Below are 16232 nucleotides of genomic sequence, written 5' to 3'. Positions count from 1 at the left end.
CAAGGAGTAACCTATGGTGGAGAAGAAACGTGTTCTTTCGGGAATGAGACCTACTGGTCCGTTGCATCTAGGCCATCTTCACGGAGTCCTGGAAAACTGGAAGGCCCTTCAGGAAGAATACGAATGTTTCTTCTTCGTTGCCGACTGGCACGCCTTGACCACCGATTATGCCCACTCCCGAGACATTCGAGCCAACAGCCGACGTCTTCTCATAGATTGGCTCTCGGTGGGGATAGATCCTACCAAGGCGACCATATTCATCCAGTCAGAGATCAAAGAACATGCCGAACTCCATCTTCTCTTCTCGATGATTACCCCGGTCTCCTGGCTGGAACGAAATCCCACTTACAAAGACATGCTCCAGCAACTCAAAGAACGGGATCTTTCCACCTATGGCTTTCTAGGCTATCCAGTGCTCCAGGCAGCCGACATCCTCATCTACAAGGCCCATCGAGTTCCAGTAGGCATCGACCAGCTTCCTCATATCGAGCTCACCAGGGAGATTGCCAGACGTTTCAATTATCTCTACGGCACCGAGGTCTTTCCCCTCCCAGAGGCCATTCTCTCAGAGGTTCCCAAGGTCCCGGGTACAGATGGCCGGAAGATGAGCAAATCCTTCGGCAACGCCATTTTTTTAAGCGATCCTCCGGAGGTGGTCCGGCAGAAGATCTCCCAGATGGTCACCGACGTTGATCGTCCGCGGAAGAGCGATCCCGGTGATCCGGAGAACCGCTGTGTGGCCTTCCATCTCCACCGGCTCTATTTTGGCCCGGAGGAGATAGCCGAGATTATATCTGCCTGTAAGGCAGCCAAACTCGGCTGTGTTCAGTGCAAGCAAAAGCTGGCAGAAAAGGTTATCGAGGGCCTTGGCCCCATCTGGGAGCGGGCCCAGAGATTAGAGAACGAGCCAGGGCTTCTGGAGGAGATCATCCAGCAGGGACGCCGGCGGGCCCAGAGATTTGCCGCCCAAACCATGGCCGAAGTCCGCCGGAGCATCTTTGGACCCTGACGGGAGAGGATATGGGCGAACAACTGGCCCTCTATCCGGTGAGGTTGCCAGAATTTGAAGGCCCTCTTGATCTTTTGCTTCACCTTATCCGGGAAAATCGTCTCAACATCTATGATATTCCCATTGCTGAGATCACCCGTCAGTATCTGGAATACCTCGAGTTTATGAAGACTTTAGACATCAAGCTAGCCGGCGAGTTTCTGGTCATGGCGGCCACCCTTCTTCACATCAAAAGCCGTATGCTACTCCCCAAGCCTGATCCCCCAGAGGAGGAAGATCCCCGTCTGGAAATCGTCCGTCCGCTGGTGGAACTTCTACGTTTTCGGGAGGCAGCAGAGGCCCTTGAGGAGCGTCCGGTTCTTTACCGCGATGTCTTCCCCAGGGGAATCAGCCTCCAGGAATACGACCAGGGGCCAACCCCGGTCAAGGCCTCCCTTTTTGATCTCATCTCTGCTCTGAGAGATCTCCTCAAACGGAACCGTCCTCCGGAGATCCTAGAGGTAAGGTTGGCCAAAGTCTCAGTGAAGGAAAAGCTCGATCAGATCTGGCATGAGCTTATCCTAAAGGGGCGTCTTTTATTCAAGACCTTTGTAAAAGAGGCCTCCAGGGTGGAAATTATTGCCTGTTTTTTGGCCCTCCTTGAGCTGGCCAGGCAAGAACGGATCTTTATCATCCAGGTCGAACCCTTTGGGGAGATAGAGGTGGTCAAAAGATGAAGTTTTTATGGCTACTGGCACCTCTTTTGGCCCTTTCAGCGCTCAAGATTACCTACGCCGTCTCCACTGCCGCCGTGGCCAAAAAGACAGGTGGGGCCCTCTTTACCCGGACCTCTTCAGCCAAGATAAAGGCCATTCTCAAAGAGGTCCCTATGGAGGGCCGGACCAGGCTTTATGACCTGGGCTGTGGTGACGGGCGTTTTTTATTGGCCGCCTGGCAGAAATATGGAGTCTGCGGTATTGGTTATGAAATAAATCCTTATGCTTATCTCTTATGCAGATTAAAGGCCCTCCTTTTGGGGGCCCCTGTTGTCTGTCGGAGAGAGGATTTCTGGCAGGTCGATCTCTCAGAGGCAGAAGTGGTCTTTTGCTATCTTTTCCCAGACCTGATGAAGCCCCTGGCCGAAAAGCTCGACCGGGAACTCCCCGAAGGGGCCACCGTGATAAGCTGTAACTTTCCTCTGCCGGGCTGGAGGCCGGAGAAAATAATCAAGGTCGAAGATCCCATATATTTTTATAAAAAGAGGAGGTCGTTATGCGATTGGACCGGGTGAGCACCACCGAGTTGCTAGAGGTCTGTGACGAAGAAGATCGAGTGATGGCTCTACTTGCCAGGGATGAGATTCACCGGCAGAGGCTCATGCATCGCGCTGTCCATATCTTTCTGTTTGATCCAGAAGGGCGCCTTTATCTCCAAAAAAGGGCCAAAAATAAAGACGAACACCCCGGTTTCTGGGACTCTTCTGCCGCTGGTCACGTCGAACCTGGAGAACCCTACATGATCGCAGCCAAGAGAGAACTTCTTGAAGAACTAGGGCTTAACTGTAATCTGGATCTTATCCTCAAGCTTCCGGCCTGTGAAGAAACGGGCTGGGAGCATGTCTGCCTTTTCCGGGGAGAGACCAAAAAGCCTCCTCGTCCCAATCCCCGGGAACTTGAGGACGGACGTTTCTTCTCTTTAAGTGAGGTTGAAAAACTCCTCAAAGAGGAACCCCAGATCTTTACCCCCTGCTTTCGAATCCTCTGGCCCCTTTACCAAGAGGCTCTCAGGAAATCGGAATAATGGAATCCAACTGGCATTCGTTAAAGGTCAAAGAGACTGCCTCCCACTTAAAGACCGATCTTAAGTGGGGGTTAAGTCACCAAGAGGTCCGGCGACGTCTGGCCCAATACGGCCCCAATCGTCTCCCCTCAGGCCCCCAAAGGAGCCCTTGGCTACGTTTTCTGGATCAGTTTCGGGATCTCCTCATCTACGTACTTCTGGCTACCGCTGGGATAAGCTTGGCCCTAGGAGAATTTATCGACGCCGCCGTCATTATGGCCGTGGTCATCATCAATGCCGTCATCGGTTTTGTCCAGGAGAGCCAGGCTGAGGCTGCTCTCCTGGCCTTAAAGGAAATGCTCTCCCCCAAGGCCACGGTAATAAGAGAGGGCCAAGTAGAGGTGATCCCGGCCGAGGAACTCGTTCCAGGCGACTTGATTACCCTGGCCGCCGGGGCCAAGGTTCCTGCTGATGCTCGGGTCATCTGGACCAAGGGGCTTTTGACTAACGAGGCGGCCCTTACCGGAGAATCCCTCCCGGTAGAAAAGACCGCTGATCCCCTGCCCCCAGAGACTCCTCTTGCCGAAAGGCGTAACATGGTCTATTCGGGCACCCTGGTGGTGGCCGGTGAGGGACAGGCCTTGGTGGTGGCCACCGGAGAGGCCACGGAGTTTGGCCAGATTGCCAAGATGATGGCCACTGTCGAGACCCCCAAGACGCCCCTTACTCGCAAACTGGAGGTCTTTAGCCGCAAGGTCACCTTTGCCATCCTGGCCTTTGCCGCTCTTACCTTTCTTCTAGGCTATTTTCGCAAACTGCCTTTTGAGGAATCCTTTATGGCCGCCGTGGCCCTAGCTGTCTCGGCCATTCCAGAGGGTCTTCCAGTAATTATGACCGTGGCCCTGGCCATTGGGGTCAAGAGAATGGCCCGCCGGGGAGCCATTATTCGCTACCTCCCCTCAGTAGAGACTCTGGGAAGCACTACGGTGATCTGCACTGATAAGACCGGAACCCTTACCCGCAATGAGATGACCGTGGTGAAGATCATCCTGCCAGACAGGAGGGAAATAAAGGTTGAGGGGGTTGGTTATGCCCCCCACGGAAGGCTTCTCCTTGGGAAGGAAGCCATCTCTGCTGAAGCTGACCTCCAGCTCAAGAGGCTCCTTCTAGCCGGCCTGCTCTGTAATCAAGCAAGCCTTATAGAGAAAGAGGGGCAGTGGCTTATCGATGGCGACCCTACTGAGGGAGCCCTGATCGTGGTGGCCAGAAAGGCCGGTCTTGATGAAGAACTACGGACCCGTTTTCCCCGCCTTGATCTTCTGCCCTTTGATTCGGACCGCCAGTTCATGGTCAGTCTTCATGAGATCGATGGCCAGGAGATGGCCTTCATCAAAGGGGCCCCTGAGAAGATCCTCCCCCTTACTGGAGAAGAGGAACTCTTTGGGCTGGTGGAGGAGTTGGCCCGCTCCGGGCTCCGGGTACTAGCTGTGGCCGAAAGAAAACTCTCTCCTCCACTTACCGAAAAGACTGTTTCTTCTAAGGGCTGGAGATTCCTAGGACTTCTGGCCATGATAGATCCAGCCCGGCCAGAGGCAGCAGAGGCCATCTCCCTCTGCCACCGGGCCGGAATCACCGTTAAAATGGCCACCGGTGATCATCCGCTCACCGCCCAGGCCATTGGCCACCAGCTCGGTCTAAAAGGCCGGGTAGTTGAAGGGCGGGCCTTAGAAGACCTTGAAGAGAAGGAATTCTCCCGAATCGCCCGGCAGACAGACATCTTTGCCCGGGTCACCCCGGCCATCAAACTCCGACTCGTCCAGGCCTTAAAGGCCCAGAGGGAAATTGTGGCCATGACTGGAGACGGGGTCAACGATGCCCCGGCCCTCAAGGCCGCCGATATCGGCATTGCCATGGGTAGCGGGACAGATGTGGCCAAGGAGGCCTCGGACATGGTCATCACCGATGACAACTTTGCCAGTATAGTGGCCGCCGTAGAGGAAGGACGCACCGTCTTTGACAACCTGAGGAAGACCATTCTTTTTATCTTTCCCACCAACGGCGGAGAGTGCCTTCTGCTCCTGGGAGCCATTGCTTTGGCCACTACTCTCCCGGTCCTCCCCCTCCATATTCTTTGGATCAATTTAGTCACCACTGTAGCCCTGGCTGTGGCCTTGGCCTTCGAGCCCCGAGAGGCCGGAGTCATGGATCGCCCTCCCCGGCCCCCCCAAGCCCCTCTTCTTGAGGGCTACCTGATCAGGCGGATGGCCTTGGTCTCCATCCTTATGGCCGCCTTTGCCTGGGGGGGATTTGAATGGTGGTTTAAGAAATCTCTCCAGGTAGAAGAGGCCAGAGCCTTGGCCGTAAACATGATCGTCTTCTTTGAGGCCTTCTATCTTCTTAACTGCCGAAGACTACTGGCTCCAGTTGTCTCGCCACGTGATATCTGGCAGAACCAGGCCGTCGTCCTTGGACTTTTGGCCATCCTAATCTTCCAGTTGGCTTTCACCTACCTGCCTTTCTTCAACAAGATTTTCTCGGTAAGGCCCTTTGAACCCCTGGGATGGTTGGTAATCCTTACCTCCGGGATGATCTTTTTCGTTCTCATCGAGCTGGAGAAGGCTTTAAGTCGGAGCTTGAAGAGGGGCAGAAAATGAAGGATATCCTTCTTCTCATCGGCGGATTTGCCCTTCTTCTATCTGGAGGGCACTTTCTGGTGGAAGGGGCTGCTTCTTTAGCCAAGAGGCTTCGAGTCTCTGAGCGGGCTATTGGCCTCACCGTAGTCGCCTTTGGGACCTCTGCTCCAGAACTTTTGGTAAATGTCATCGCTGCTGTCAAGAAAAGCCCTGATCTGGCCATTGGTAACATCCTGGGATCAAATATAGCCAATATCCTCCTCATCCTGGGAACTTCCGCCGTGGTCTATCCCCTGACCATCCATCTGGGAACCGTCTGGAAGGAGATCCCCTTTAGTCTCTTGGCGGTGGTGGTCCTCTTTTTCATGGCCAATGATCGTCTTTTTGACGATCTGCCCTCTATGATCTCCCGCTCAGATGGTCTGGTTCTCCTCTCATTTTTTGCCATCTTTCTCTTCTACGCCTTTGGGCTCGATCGCCAAGATGAGGTTGACTACCGGGTAAAATCTCTTCCTTGGCCTCTGGCCCTCCTGATGACCCTAGGAGGAATAGCCGGACTTGGCCTTGGAGGGAACATGGTCGTCGATGGGGCTCGGGGGTTGGTGGAGCTTCTAAGGGTCTCTCAGGCTTTTATCGGGCTGACCATTGTCGCCCTGGGAACATCGCTTCCGGAACTAGTAACCTCAGTGGTGGCCGCCTTTCGGAAGAAGACAGAGATTGCTGTAGGCAATGTGGTCGGTTCAAACATCTTTAATATCTTCTGGATCCTGGGGGCTACCTCGTCTATCTCTCCCATACCCTTCAGGAGCAGCCTGAATCTCGATATTGCCATGGTGGTCGTGGCCACTTTGGCCCTCTTTGTCAGCCTCTTTTTGGGGAAAACCCATGAGCTTGACCGCAAAAAAGGCTTTCTCTTTCTCTGTCTTTATCTGATCTATTTGGCCACCTTAGGCCTGCGGGAAAGATAGGGTTTGAGCCTTCTTATCAAGGGGCTGACCCGCTCTTTAAGCCAATCAAGGAGCTTTTTGGCCCAAGGGAGCTCGCTTGAGAGTATACCTAAGGCCAGGGGGATAACTACCGTTGCCGGCCCTGGCAGGACAATCATGGCGATGCCCACCAGAAGCAGGATCAGGCCAATAACGATCTTAAGCAGACGCTTTAGCTGACGCATAGAAGCAAACTTAATGAAGATCTTCGCCTTAATCCAGCTTGGTTTTCCCTTGAAAAGAAGACCCTGCTGGAGTAGGAAAAAACGACCTTAATAAGAAATTTCTAGCGGGAGTGGTCATATGCCTAAGGCGTTACGTTGGAAGATTGCCCTTGTCCTCGTCCTTACCCTGATCTCCATCGCTATTGTCTTGCCTTCCTTTTATTCCAATCTTCCCGGCTGGTGGAAGAAATATCTCTACAGTCAGGGGCTTAAGTTAGGGCTGGACCTTCAGGGAGGGATGCACCTTGTCCTTAAGGTAGATATTGACCAGGCCGTCAAAAACGCCACCGAAGCTGCTGCCCGGGACCTTAAGGACGTTCTGGCCCGCAAGGGCATCACTGTTGTCCGCCAGGAATCCGAACCCGGTAAAATAGTTTTTGCTCTTCCAAATAAAAAGGCCCTGGCCAGATTTAAGGAGATCCTCAAAGAGGACTTCCCAGATCTTGAGATCGTCAACATCGATGAGGCCAAGACGTTTCCTCAGGTAGTCCTGAAGCTTTCGGCCGAAAGGGAGAAGTTCATCCGGGAGAACTCCGTAGCCCAATCCTTGGAGATTATTCGCAATCGAATAGATCAATTCGGAGTGGCCGAACCAGTTATTGTCCGCCAAGGCGAGGATATGATCGTTGTCCAGCTTCCAGGGGTAAAGGATCCAGAACGAGCTCTTAAACTCATCGGCCAAACGGCCCAGCTGGAGTTCAAGCTGGTCGACGATGAAGCTGGCATCAATCTCTCTAAACTCATCAGAGAGGCCATCGAAGAAGGACGCCTTAAGCCGGGGGCCAGCCGAGAAGAGGTCAATCGGGCCCTGAAAGGCTACATCCCTGCCGATGACGAGGTCTATTTCCTGGTGGAAAGGGATCCCCGGACCGGTCGGACCACTAAGACCCCGATCCTTCTCAAGAAGAAGTCTCTTATGACTGGCGACATGGTCAAGACAGCCCATGTCCGGATTGGTGGCCCCTACAACGAGCCCTATGTGGCCCTTGAACTTACCGATCGAGGGGCCAGGGTCTTTGAGAGGATCACCGAAGAAAATGTCGGCAAAAGGCTGGCTATCGTCCTTGACGACGTTGTTCGTTCGGCCCCGGTGATCAGAGAAAAGATCACCGGAGGCCATGCCCAGATCTCGGGCGCCTTTACCCATGAGGAAGCCTCGGATCTGGCCATTGTCCTCCGGGCCGGAGCCTTGCCAGCCCCTGTCAAGGTCATCGAGAACATCACCGTAGGCCCCAGCATGGGGGCTGATTCTATCCGTAAAGGGCTCATATCCGGGATCATTGGGGCCAGCCTGGTGATCGTCTTCATGATCATCTACTACCGTTTCTCGGGCCTGGTGGCCGATGTAGCTCTTTTCTTAAACATAGTCTTTCTTCTGGCAGTTCTCTCCCTCTTTAGAGCCACACTCACCCTGCCTGGAATCGCCGGTATCATCTTGACCATGGGCATGGGGGTAGACTCAAACGTCCTCATCTTCGAACGGATGCGGGAGGAAATGGCCTTAGGCAAACCCCCTCGGGCGGCCATCTGTGGCGGCTATGATAAGGCCTTCTGGACCATTGTCGATGCCCACGTGACTACCCTTATCACCGCTTTGGCCCTTTTTCTCTTCGGGACAGGACCAATCAAAGGTTTTGCCGTCACCCTTTCGGCAGGTATTGTTATTAATCTCTTCACCGCCATTTTTGCCACCAGACTGGTCTATGACTGGCTCATTAGCCGAGGCCGGACTCCAAAGATCAACTTCCTCCAGATCGTCAAGAATCCCCAGATTGATTTTATGGGCTTCCGTAAGGTGGCCTTTGGAATCTCGGGGATTCTAGTAGCCCTTGGACTTCTGGCCTTTGTCCAGATAAGCCTGGGGCGAGCCAACTTGGGGGTGGATTTTGCCGGCGGGACCATGGCCTACTACCGGGCGGAGAAGGCCTTTGATCTTGAGGCTATCCGTAAGGTTTTAGATAAGGCCGGCATCACTGGCTACCAGCTCCAAGAGGTAAAAGGGGAGAATCTCCTCATCGTCAAGGTCAAACATCAGGATGAAACTGTAGGTGATCTGGAGGCCAAGCTTCGCCAGAGCCTTGAAGAAAACTTTCCGGAGCACCACTTCCGGCTGGAGAGCAAAAGTGAGATTGGGTCGGCCATCAGCCAGGAACTCAAAAGAAAGGCCATCATCGCCATTTCCATCTCGCTGGCCGGCATCATTCTCTATTTGGCCTTCCGCTTTGACGTGAGCTTTGGGGTAGCGGCAGCAGCGGCCACCTTTCACGATGTCCTGGTAGTCCTGGGGCTTCTATATCTCCTTGACCGGGAAATCTCTTTGCTTATCGTCACCGCCCTGCTAACCCTGGCTGGCTACTCCCTGACAGACACCGTGGTTGTCTTTGATCGAATCCGGGAAAACATCCGTCAGCATCGAGGACGACTCTCCTTTGCCCAGATCATAAACAAGAGTATCAATGAGATGTTGGCCCGGACCATCATAACCTCTCTGACCACCCTTTTAGTCCTCTTATCCCTCTTTTTCTTCGGTGGGATTGTCTTAAAAGACTTTGCCCTTTCCCTTATCTTAGGCGTGATGGTCGGAACCTATTCCTCGGTCTTTGTAGCCAGCCCCATTGTCTATCTTTGGCGCCGAGGCGAAACCCCAAGGTTGGGCTAAAAATAAAAAGAGGAAGGCCAGGGGGCCTTCCTCTTTTTGCCTGATCCTTTGGGCTAAAAAACTTAGTGTTTCCCAGGGGCCAGAGGAACTCCTCGCCTCTCCCAGGTTATGTAGGCCTCAAGGGCAATCATCCGGGGATCATCAAGGGCTAATCCCTTACCCTCTAAGGGATTCTCTATACACCAGTTGATCATCTCCCGTAAGGTGGCCACCTTGCCCAGCTGTTTCTGAAACTTGGGGTAGGTCTCTGGATGGATATTGCTCCCGTTAGGATGACACATATCACAGGAGACCTTATTGGTACCCAAGGGGCGATGGAAAAGACGCTCTCCCTCATTGACCACTTTCATGAAGGCCTCCTGCCAGGTCTTAAGATCTTCTTTGGTAAATTCGTCTGCTTTCCCATATGAGACCAAGGCCACCAAGGCTAAAAGAATAAATCCCAGCTTTTTAAGCATAATCTAACCCCCTTGTTTAGTAGTGTTCCTGTGGCGGAATCCTCTTTTGAGGATCCTGATACTGGGAGTCCACCGGATGACCAGCCTTTTCATCAAAATAGACCTTTCTGGGGGTATTTTCCCAGAGCTGATAGTGATGAATAGCCCGACCGCTTTCCAGATCTACATAAGACCAGCCGGTGCCATCCCGCTCATGGAAGGGATCAGCCCGGTTCATGAAGACCGTCATCTTGGGCACGGCATTAGGTCTCTGGGTATAAGAGACTGGATAGGGCCAGGGCCAAGCCGTAGACATAAAGGCATAAAAACTGACATTGCCAATCTGGTTGTAGAGTATCTGATGGACGTGACCATGAAGAACCGTGACCTTTTTAAAAGGCTTGAGGATCTCTTGAACAGCCTCGGCGTCATCAGTCCAGAAATTCCAGGGTTTGAAGATTTTATAAAGGGGTGAGTGAGAGAGGACAACCACCGGGGTCTCTGGGCTGACCTTGGCCAGATCTCTTCTAAGCCATTCCCGCTGGGACTCACCAACCATAAAAGGAGATCCATGGGGATTATCCAGACGAGCCATCTGGTTCATCCTCTCCTCAGGAGAGGACCATCTTTTCATCCAGTCTTCATAGGTGAGAATGCTATTTAAGACCACAAAATGGACCCCTTTATGGTCAAAGCTATAGTAGAGTTTGCTGACCTTCTGCTCCCAGTACTGACCAAGATCAAGATAGTAATCATGCTCCCCGATGACGAATTTGATAGGCACATCTATCTGGGAGAGGATTTCCAGACCATGATCTATCTCTTCACGTTTGCCAAGCTGGGCTAGATCTCCCCCAAAGACCACAAAATCAGGTCGGGGCCACATGAAGTTGACCTCGGCCACAGCCTTTTTCAGGCCTTCGTCAAAATTTCTGACGAACTTAGTCCCCTTGATGTGGGTAAGATGGGCATCAGAGATGCAGGCAAAAGTGAACTTTTCTCCCTTTCCCTGTCCCCAGACTACCTCTACCAGATTAAGGGGCAGGGCACCGGCTGCGGTAAGCAGACCGGCCTTCTTCAAAAACGCCCGCCGGCTAAAGCCTTTTTTCTTCTTCATAGAAAAACTCCTTTCTTGGATATTTAGTCCTTGAGAAGATGTTCATACTCTGGGCTAGTAAGACTCTTTAAAAATTCCACCAGATCAGCCTTCTCTTGTTCTGTAAGATTAAGAGGCCGGATGCCGCTGGCCAGAAAAGGATTCTTCTCTCCGCCCTGATTGTAGAGCTCAATGACCTCCTCTAGGGTCTCGAGACTTCCATCATGCATATAGGAGCCGGTGACAGCCACATTCCTCAAGGTCGGTGTCTTGAAGGCTCCAAGGTCCGAAAGATTCAGGGTGACAGCAAAGCGCCCCAGTTCTGAAATCTCGACCTTGTCAAGAACAACCTCGTCCAAAGAGGCCCCCGAGAGCTTCAGACGCCGGTATTCGTTGACGATTTCCCTCAGGCGCGGGGCAATCTTCTGAAAACCAACTCCAAGATTGTGAAATTTGTTGTCCGTAAAGATGGCATATTCCTCACCAATAGTATGACAGCTCTGACAACGCCCTTTGCCCTTAAAGATCTCAAAACCCCTTTTGGCGGCCGCCGAAAGAGCCGTTTCGTCCCCACCGTAAAGATAACGGTCAAAAGGCGAGTTGCCCGAGATCACTGTCCGCTCAAAGGCGGCAATGGCCTTAGCGACATGATCAATGGTGATCTCCTGAGGCTCTACCCCGAAGACCTCTTTGAACTGGCGGAGGTAGTCCGGATCTTGGCGGACAACCTCAACTACCTGAAGATGGCTAGTTAAACCGTGTTCTACTGGATTAATAAGCGGATCCTTGGCCTGCTCTTCCAGGGTCTTACGACGACCATCCCAGAACTGGGTATCATAATAGACGGCATTTACCACCGTGGGAGTGTTCCGGGTGCCCAGAAGTCCTTTTATTCCCTTGGCCACCGGAAGACCATCGACAAAGACCCTCTCTGGCTTATGGCAGGTAGCACAACTGATACTTTTATCAGCACTAAAACGGACATCCTCAAAAAGGGCCTTACCTAAGGCCACCTTGGCCGGAGACATAGGATTGTCTTCAGGCACAGGCACAGGTGGCAGACCTAAAGGCGGTTGGGCCCAGAGGGCTGTAATCGACGAAAGAAAAAGAAACAAGGCCATCAGCAAAGTAATAAACATCTACCCCTCCATATCATGGAATTTTGTGTTTTTTTCTTAAAAAATACCTGGCAATAATTTATTTAATTTAATTATTAATTTAAATTGATTTTTAAGTAACAAAAACAAATAACGTGGTCAAGTGTTTTTTAAGAGGATTTTTAGAAAGGAACAAAATGCGAGTTCACACGAAAAAGGGGCCGGGTACCCCAGCCCCTTTGATTCTATTCAAAGAAGTGTTTGAGGTGATCGCGGCGGGTATTGTGGCGCAGGCGGTTTAGGGCCTTCTTTTCTATCTGACGGATCCTTTCCCGAGAGACCCCAAAACGCTTGCCAATCTCCTCTAGGGTATATTCCCCATCCTCACCGATACCAAAGCGGAGTCGGATGATCTTTTCCTCTCGAGGTGAAAGCGTAGAGAGAATGCTTCGTATCTTTTCCGTAAGCTCTTTGTCCCGCACTTTCTCGTAAGGGGAGGGAGAGGTCTGGTTTTCGATAAAATCCCCCAAGGTAGAGTCCTCATCACCGACTGGAGTCTCAAGAGAGACTGGTTCCCGGCTGGCCTCCAAGATGGCCAGGATCTTCTCCTGAGGAAGACCGGTACGCTCGGCAATCTCAACAGGGGTGGGTTCCCGCCCCAGCTCCTTGACCAATTCGTACCATGCCTTGAAAAACTGGCTTCGAAGTTCCAAAAAGTGGACCGGAAGGCGGATAGTCCGAGTTTTGTCGAGGATAGCCCTGGTGATAGCCTGACGGATCCACCAGCTGGCATAGGTAGAGAACTTGTTGCCCTTGCTGTAGTCAAACCGAAAAACAGCCCTCATCAGACCCAGGTTACCCTCCTGGATAAGATCCGCCAGGGAAAGACCCTGATTCATGTACCGTTTAGCAATAGAGACTACCAAGCGTAGATTGGCCTTGATCATCTCGTCTTTAGCCCGTTCTATATCCTGAGCCCGGGCCTCAACCGCCCTCAAAAGCTCGGCCATTTCCCGGTCTTGAGGGTATTTCCTGGCAATCTCTCGCAGGCCCCGAAGCATAAAGTTGAGATGGCTCTTTTTAGGTTTGAGGCCTGGGTCACGGTGGCGCCAGAGGGCAATCTGCTTCCTTAGGGCCTCAAGCTCCAGAAGCTTAGAAGGATGTTCCTCTATAGATTTAACGATAAACTGAAATCCCCCACGGATTACCCGAGAAAGCTCCTCCTCCCTTTCAGGGGTCAACAGGGGATAGCGCCCCATCTCCCGAAGATAAGCACTGGTGATCTCCTCGGTCTCATGGACCTCTTCCTCGGGAGCCTCTTCCTCAACTGGGGCTGGCTGGGTCTGCTCCACCTTCTGAAGCCAGGCACCGTTGCTACCCTCGCCATCTGGAGCATCCACAACCTGGATGTTATTCCGGAAGAGAAAATCGAAAATCTCTTCAATCTCCTGAGGATCCTTAATGTCATCCGGCAAAAGCTCATTTAGGGCCTCATAGGTAAGAGCCCCCCCCCGAGAGGCCTCTAAAAGTCTTTCCTTGACCTTTTTGTTGGCCCTAGTAGAGTCCTTTTTAGCCATCCTGGTAATCACCACCCGTCTTTAATTTTTAGACAGAAAGAGTTTTATAACATTTCTTATCGTTCCCGGCAACTATCAAGTTAAGTTTCTAGGATCTCTTTGTCTAGTTATTGTTAACTTTTTAAGCTTTAAGGAACCTTGAGCCAAATCAAAAACTCCTTATTTCCTTTAGGGCCCTTAAGGGGAGAATCAATAAGTCCTTTTTCCTCAAGGGCCAAGGAGACAAAGAATTCCCTAAGCCGGGCAATGACCTTTTCATGTTTGGCAGGATCGCGAACCACCCCTCTCTTGCCAACCTCCCCCCTACCCACCTCAAACTGGGGTTTAATAAGGGCAACAATGTCACCGCCTGACCGAACCAAATTCTTTACGGCGGGGATAATTTTGGTAAGGGAGATAAACGAGACATCAATGACCGCCAGATCAACCATTTCCCCTAGATCATCTATGGTTAGGTAACGGGCATTGGTCTTCTCCAGAACCACCACCCGTGGATCCTGCCTCAGACGCCAGTGAAGCTGACCATAGCCGACATCGACAGCATAGACCCTGGCCGCCCCATAATCCAAAAGGCAGTCAGTAAAGCCTCCGGTAGAAGCTCCCACATCAAGAGCCGTCTTTCCGGAAACGGGGATCCCAAAAGCTTTAAGGGCGGCCTCAAGTTTGAGTCCCCCCCGGCTAACATAAGGGCAGGCCGGACCGCGTATCTTTATATCGGCGGTCAAGGGGATCTTGGTGCCAGGTTTGTCGATTATCTGGCCATCAACCAAGATCTGCCCGGCCATAATGGCGGCCTGGGCCTTCTGACGGCTTTCAAAAAGACCGCGGTCAACCAGAAGTTTATCGAGACGCAGGCGTGGAGATGAGCCTTGGGCCTTCACTGCTCAAGAATTTTAGGGCCGCCTCTTGGATTTTAGAGGCCGTAAGACCTAGTTTTTGACGAAGAATGGAGGGAGCTCCGTGCTCGACGAAAATATCCGGAATCCCCAGACGCCTCATGGGAATCAAAAGACCTCTGTCCACCAGAAGCTCGGCTACTGCCGAGCCGAAACCACCAAGAAGACTGTTTTCCTCAACGGTAAGAAGACGCTTATGAGTGACAACCAGATCTAAAATCAGCTCTTCATCAAGGGGTTTGACAAACCGGGCATTGACCACCGTGGCCGAGACCCCTGCAGCTTCCAGGGCCTCAGCCGCTTTAAGGGCCGGCCAGACAGTGGCCCCAATGGCCAGAAGGAGAAGGTCTTGACCTTCTTTAAGGACCTCGGCCCGACCTATGGGCAGGACATTCAGCTCCCAGTCAAGACTCACCCCCACCCCAGAGCCCCGTGGATAACGAAGAGCAATGGGACCATCGTATTTTATAGCTGTATAGAGCATGTGTTGGAGTTCGTTTTCGTCTTTGGGGGCCATGACCACCATATTGGGAATTAGCCGAAGATAGGAAAGATCAAACTGGCCCTGGTGGGTAGGCCCATCCTCCCCGACAATACCCCCTCTATCCAGGGCAAAGACCACGTGTTGCCTGGTGAGACAGACGTCGTGGATAATCTGATCAAAGGAACGCTGGAGAAAGGTGGAATAGATGGCACAGACCGGAATCAGGCCCTCAATGGCCAGACCAGCGGCAAAGGTGACAGCGTGTTGCTCGCAGATGCCGACATCAAAAAAACGCTCCGGGAATCGCTGGCCAAAGTCCTTAAGCCCTGTCCCCGAGGGCATGGCCGCGGTAATAGCTACCAGACGAGGTTCTTCCTCAGCCAGTCTGATCATGGTCTGGCCAAAGACCTGGGTATAGTCTGGGGGGCGAGGGCCATGGCGTCGAGGTCTCCCCGTATTGACATCAAAAGGGCCCACCCCGTGAAACCGCTCCGGCTCCTCTTCTGCCGGTGGATACCCCTTGCCCTTCTTGGTAAGGACATGAACCAGCACTGGCCCTTCAAGCTCTTTGACGTTTTTCAAGGTGGGGATAAGGACATCGAGGCGGTGGCCAGGAAGGGGGCCGACATACTCAAAGTTAAGGGCCTCAAAGAGCATCCCCGGGGTCAGGAACCCTTTGAGAGAATCCTCGCTCTTTTTGAGGATATGAACTATCTGATCTCCACCGGGCAGGTTGCGGAAAAAGCCCTCTAGCTCTTTTTTGACTCGGGTGGCCACTCGGCCGGTTAACTTCCGAGACAGAAAGGACGAAAGGGCCCCTACATTGGGGGAGATGGACATCTCATTGTCGTTGAGGATGACAATGAGATTCTTCCGAAGGTGACCGGTATTATTTAACCCCTCGAAGGCCAGACCGGCCGTCATAGAACCATCGCCAATGACGACCACCACCCGACCAGGTTCACCCTTAAGCTCCATCCCTACCGCCATACCCAGACCAGCAGATATAGAGGTTGAAGAATGCCCGGTATCTAAGGCATCATAAGGGCTTTCGGAGCGTTTTGGAAAACCAGATATCCCACCGTAAGTCCTCAAGGTATGAAAGGATTCTCGCCGACCAGTCAGGAGCTTGTGGGCATAAGCCTGGTGACCAACATCCCAGACGATGCGATCCTTCGGGGCCTCAAAGACATAATGAATGGCCAGGGTGAGCTCTACCGTGCCTAAATTAGGGGCCAGATGCCCTCCGGTCTCGGCAACGGTGTTGATAATCGTTTCTCTTATCTCCCGGGCCAGTTCCCGAAGTTCGGGCAGACGGAGTTGTTTGAGATCTTTAGGGGTATCGATACGGTCAAGGATCCGGGCCATAGACAGAC

At 52.5% G+C, this 16232-nt stretch carries 14 protein-coding genes; 7 read left to right on the top strand and 7 right to left on the bottom strand.

Going from position 1 to position 16232, the window contains the following annotated elements; genetic code table 11:
- The first annotated feature begins 16 nt into the window (after window positions 1-16).
- From trpS to ACXJJX_RS07675, 6 genes are read left to right on the top strand one after another with little or no spacing between them, the layout of a single operon-like run.
- On the top strand, window positions 17-1009 hold the full coding sequence (gene trpS, locus ACXJJX_RS07700; RefSeq protein ID WP_456433938.1) for a tryptophan--tRNA ligase: 993 nt from the start codon (window positions 17-19) through the stop codon (window positions 1007-1009).
- A gap of 11 nt (window positions 1010-1020) precedes the next feature.
- The gene (locus ACXJJX_RS07695; protein ID WP_456433827.1) at window positions 1021-1725 is read left to right on the top strand and encodes a segregation and condensation protein A; all 705 of its coding nucleotides are present in this window, start codon (window positions 1021-1023) and stop codon (window positions 1723-1725) included.
- Window positions 1722-2279 (top strand): class I SAM-dependent methyltransferase, encoded by a 558-nt coding sequence (locus ACXJJX_RS07690; protein ID WP_456433826.1) that lies wholly within the window; start codon window positions 1722-1724, stop codon window positions 2277-2279. Before ACXJJX_RS07695 ends, ACXJJX_RS07690 begins: the two co-directional genes overlap by 4 nt.
- A complete protein-coding gene (locus ACXJJX_RS07685; protein WP_456433825.1) occupies window positions 2261-2788 on the top strand; it encodes an NUDIX hydrolase in 528 nt (175 codons plus the stop codon). Before ACXJJX_RS07690 ends, ACXJJX_RS07685 begins: the two co-directional genes overlap by 19 nt.
- On the top strand, window positions 2788-5421 hold the full coding sequence (locus ACXJJX_RS07680; protein WP_456433824.1) for a cation-translocating P-type ATPase: 2634 nt from the start codon (window positions 2788-2790) through the stop codon (window positions 5419-5421). The genes ACXJJX_RS07685 and ACXJJX_RS07680 overlap by 1 nt, the downstream gene beginning before the upstream one ends.
- Window positions 5418-6368, top strand: coding sequence for a calcium/sodium antiporter (locus ACXJJX_RS07675; protein WP_456433823.1), 951 nt, complete (start codon window positions 5418-5420; stop codon window positions 6366-6368). Before ACXJJX_RS07680 ends, ACXJJX_RS07675 begins: the two co-directional genes overlap by 4 nt.
- Here the strand turns inward: ACXJJX_RS07675 and ACXJJX_RS07670 are convergent.
- Window positions 6335-6571: a PGPGW domain-containing protein gene (locus ACXJJX_RS07670; protein WP_456433822.1), complete on the bottom strand. Its 237-nt coding sequence runs from the start codon at window positions 6569-6571 to the stop codon at window positions 6335-6337. The two genes, ACXJJX_RS07675 and ACXJJX_RS07670, sit on opposite strands and share 34 nt — an antisense overlap.
- A gap of 118 nt (window positions 6572-6689) precedes the next feature.
- On the opposite strand from ACXJJX_RS07670, the gene secD reads away from it, so the two are divergent.
- Entirely contained in the window at window positions 6690-9269 is a 2580-nt protein-coding gene (gene secD, locus ACXJJX_RS07665; protein WP_456433821.1) for a protein translocase subunit SecD, read from the top strand.
- Between the two features lie 62 nt (window positions 9270-9331).
- Here secD and ACXJJX_RS07660 read toward each other — a convergent pair whose 3' ends face one another.
- The 6 genes from ACXJJX_RS07660 to dxs all read right to left on the bottom strand — a co-directional run bounded on the left by ACXJJX_RS07660 (window position 9332) and on the right by dxs (window position 16224).
- The gene (locus ACXJJX_RS07660; protein ID WP_456433820.1) at window positions 9332-9727 is read right to left on the bottom strand and encodes a c-type cytochrome; all 396 of its coding nucleotides are present in this window, start codon (window positions 9725-9727) and stop codon (window positions 9332-9334) included.
- 16 nt (window positions 9728-9743) lie between these two features.
- Window positions 9744-10823, bottom strand: coding sequence for a metallophosphoesterase (locus ACXJJX_RS07655; protein WP_456433819.1), 1080 nt, complete (start codon window positions 10821-10823; stop codon window positions 9744-9746).
- A 23-nt stretch (window positions 10824-10846) separates the two neighbouring features.
- Window positions 10847-11941 carry a cytochrome-c peroxidase gene (locus tag ACXJJX_RS07650; protein WP_456433818.1) on the bottom strand — a complete coding sequence of 365 codons (1095 nt, stop codon included), beginning with the start codon at window positions 11939-11941 and terminating at the stop codon, window positions 10847-10849.
- A 203-nt stretch (window positions 11942-12144) separates the two neighbouring features.
- Window positions 12145-13476 (bottom strand): sigma-70 family RNA polymerase sigma factor, encoded by a 1332-nt coding sequence (locus ACXJJX_RS07645; protein ID WP_456433817.1) that lies wholly within the window; start codon window positions 13474-13476, stop codon window positions 12145-12147.
- 128 nt (window positions 13477-13604) lie between these two features.
- Complete coding sequence (locus ACXJJX_RS07640; protein WP_456433816.1) at window positions 13605-14357, bottom strand: TlyA family RNA methyltransferase; 753 nt, start codon at window positions 14355-14357, stop codon at window positions 13605-13607.
- The gene (gene dxs, locus ACXJJX_RS07635; protein ID WP_456433815.1) at window positions 14317-16224 is read right to left on the bottom strand and encodes a 1-deoxy-D-xylulose-5-phosphate synthase; all 1908 of its coding nucleotides are present in this window, start codon (window positions 16222-16224) and stop codon (window positions 14317-14319) included. The genes ACXJJX_RS07640 and dxs overlap by 41 nt, the downstream gene beginning before the upstream one ends.
- Window positions 16225-16232 lie beyond the last annotated feature (8 nt).

The organism is Thermosulfuriphilus sp. (assembly GCF_054026695.1).
This window is presented reverse-complemented; position numbering and strand designations above follow the sequence as displayed.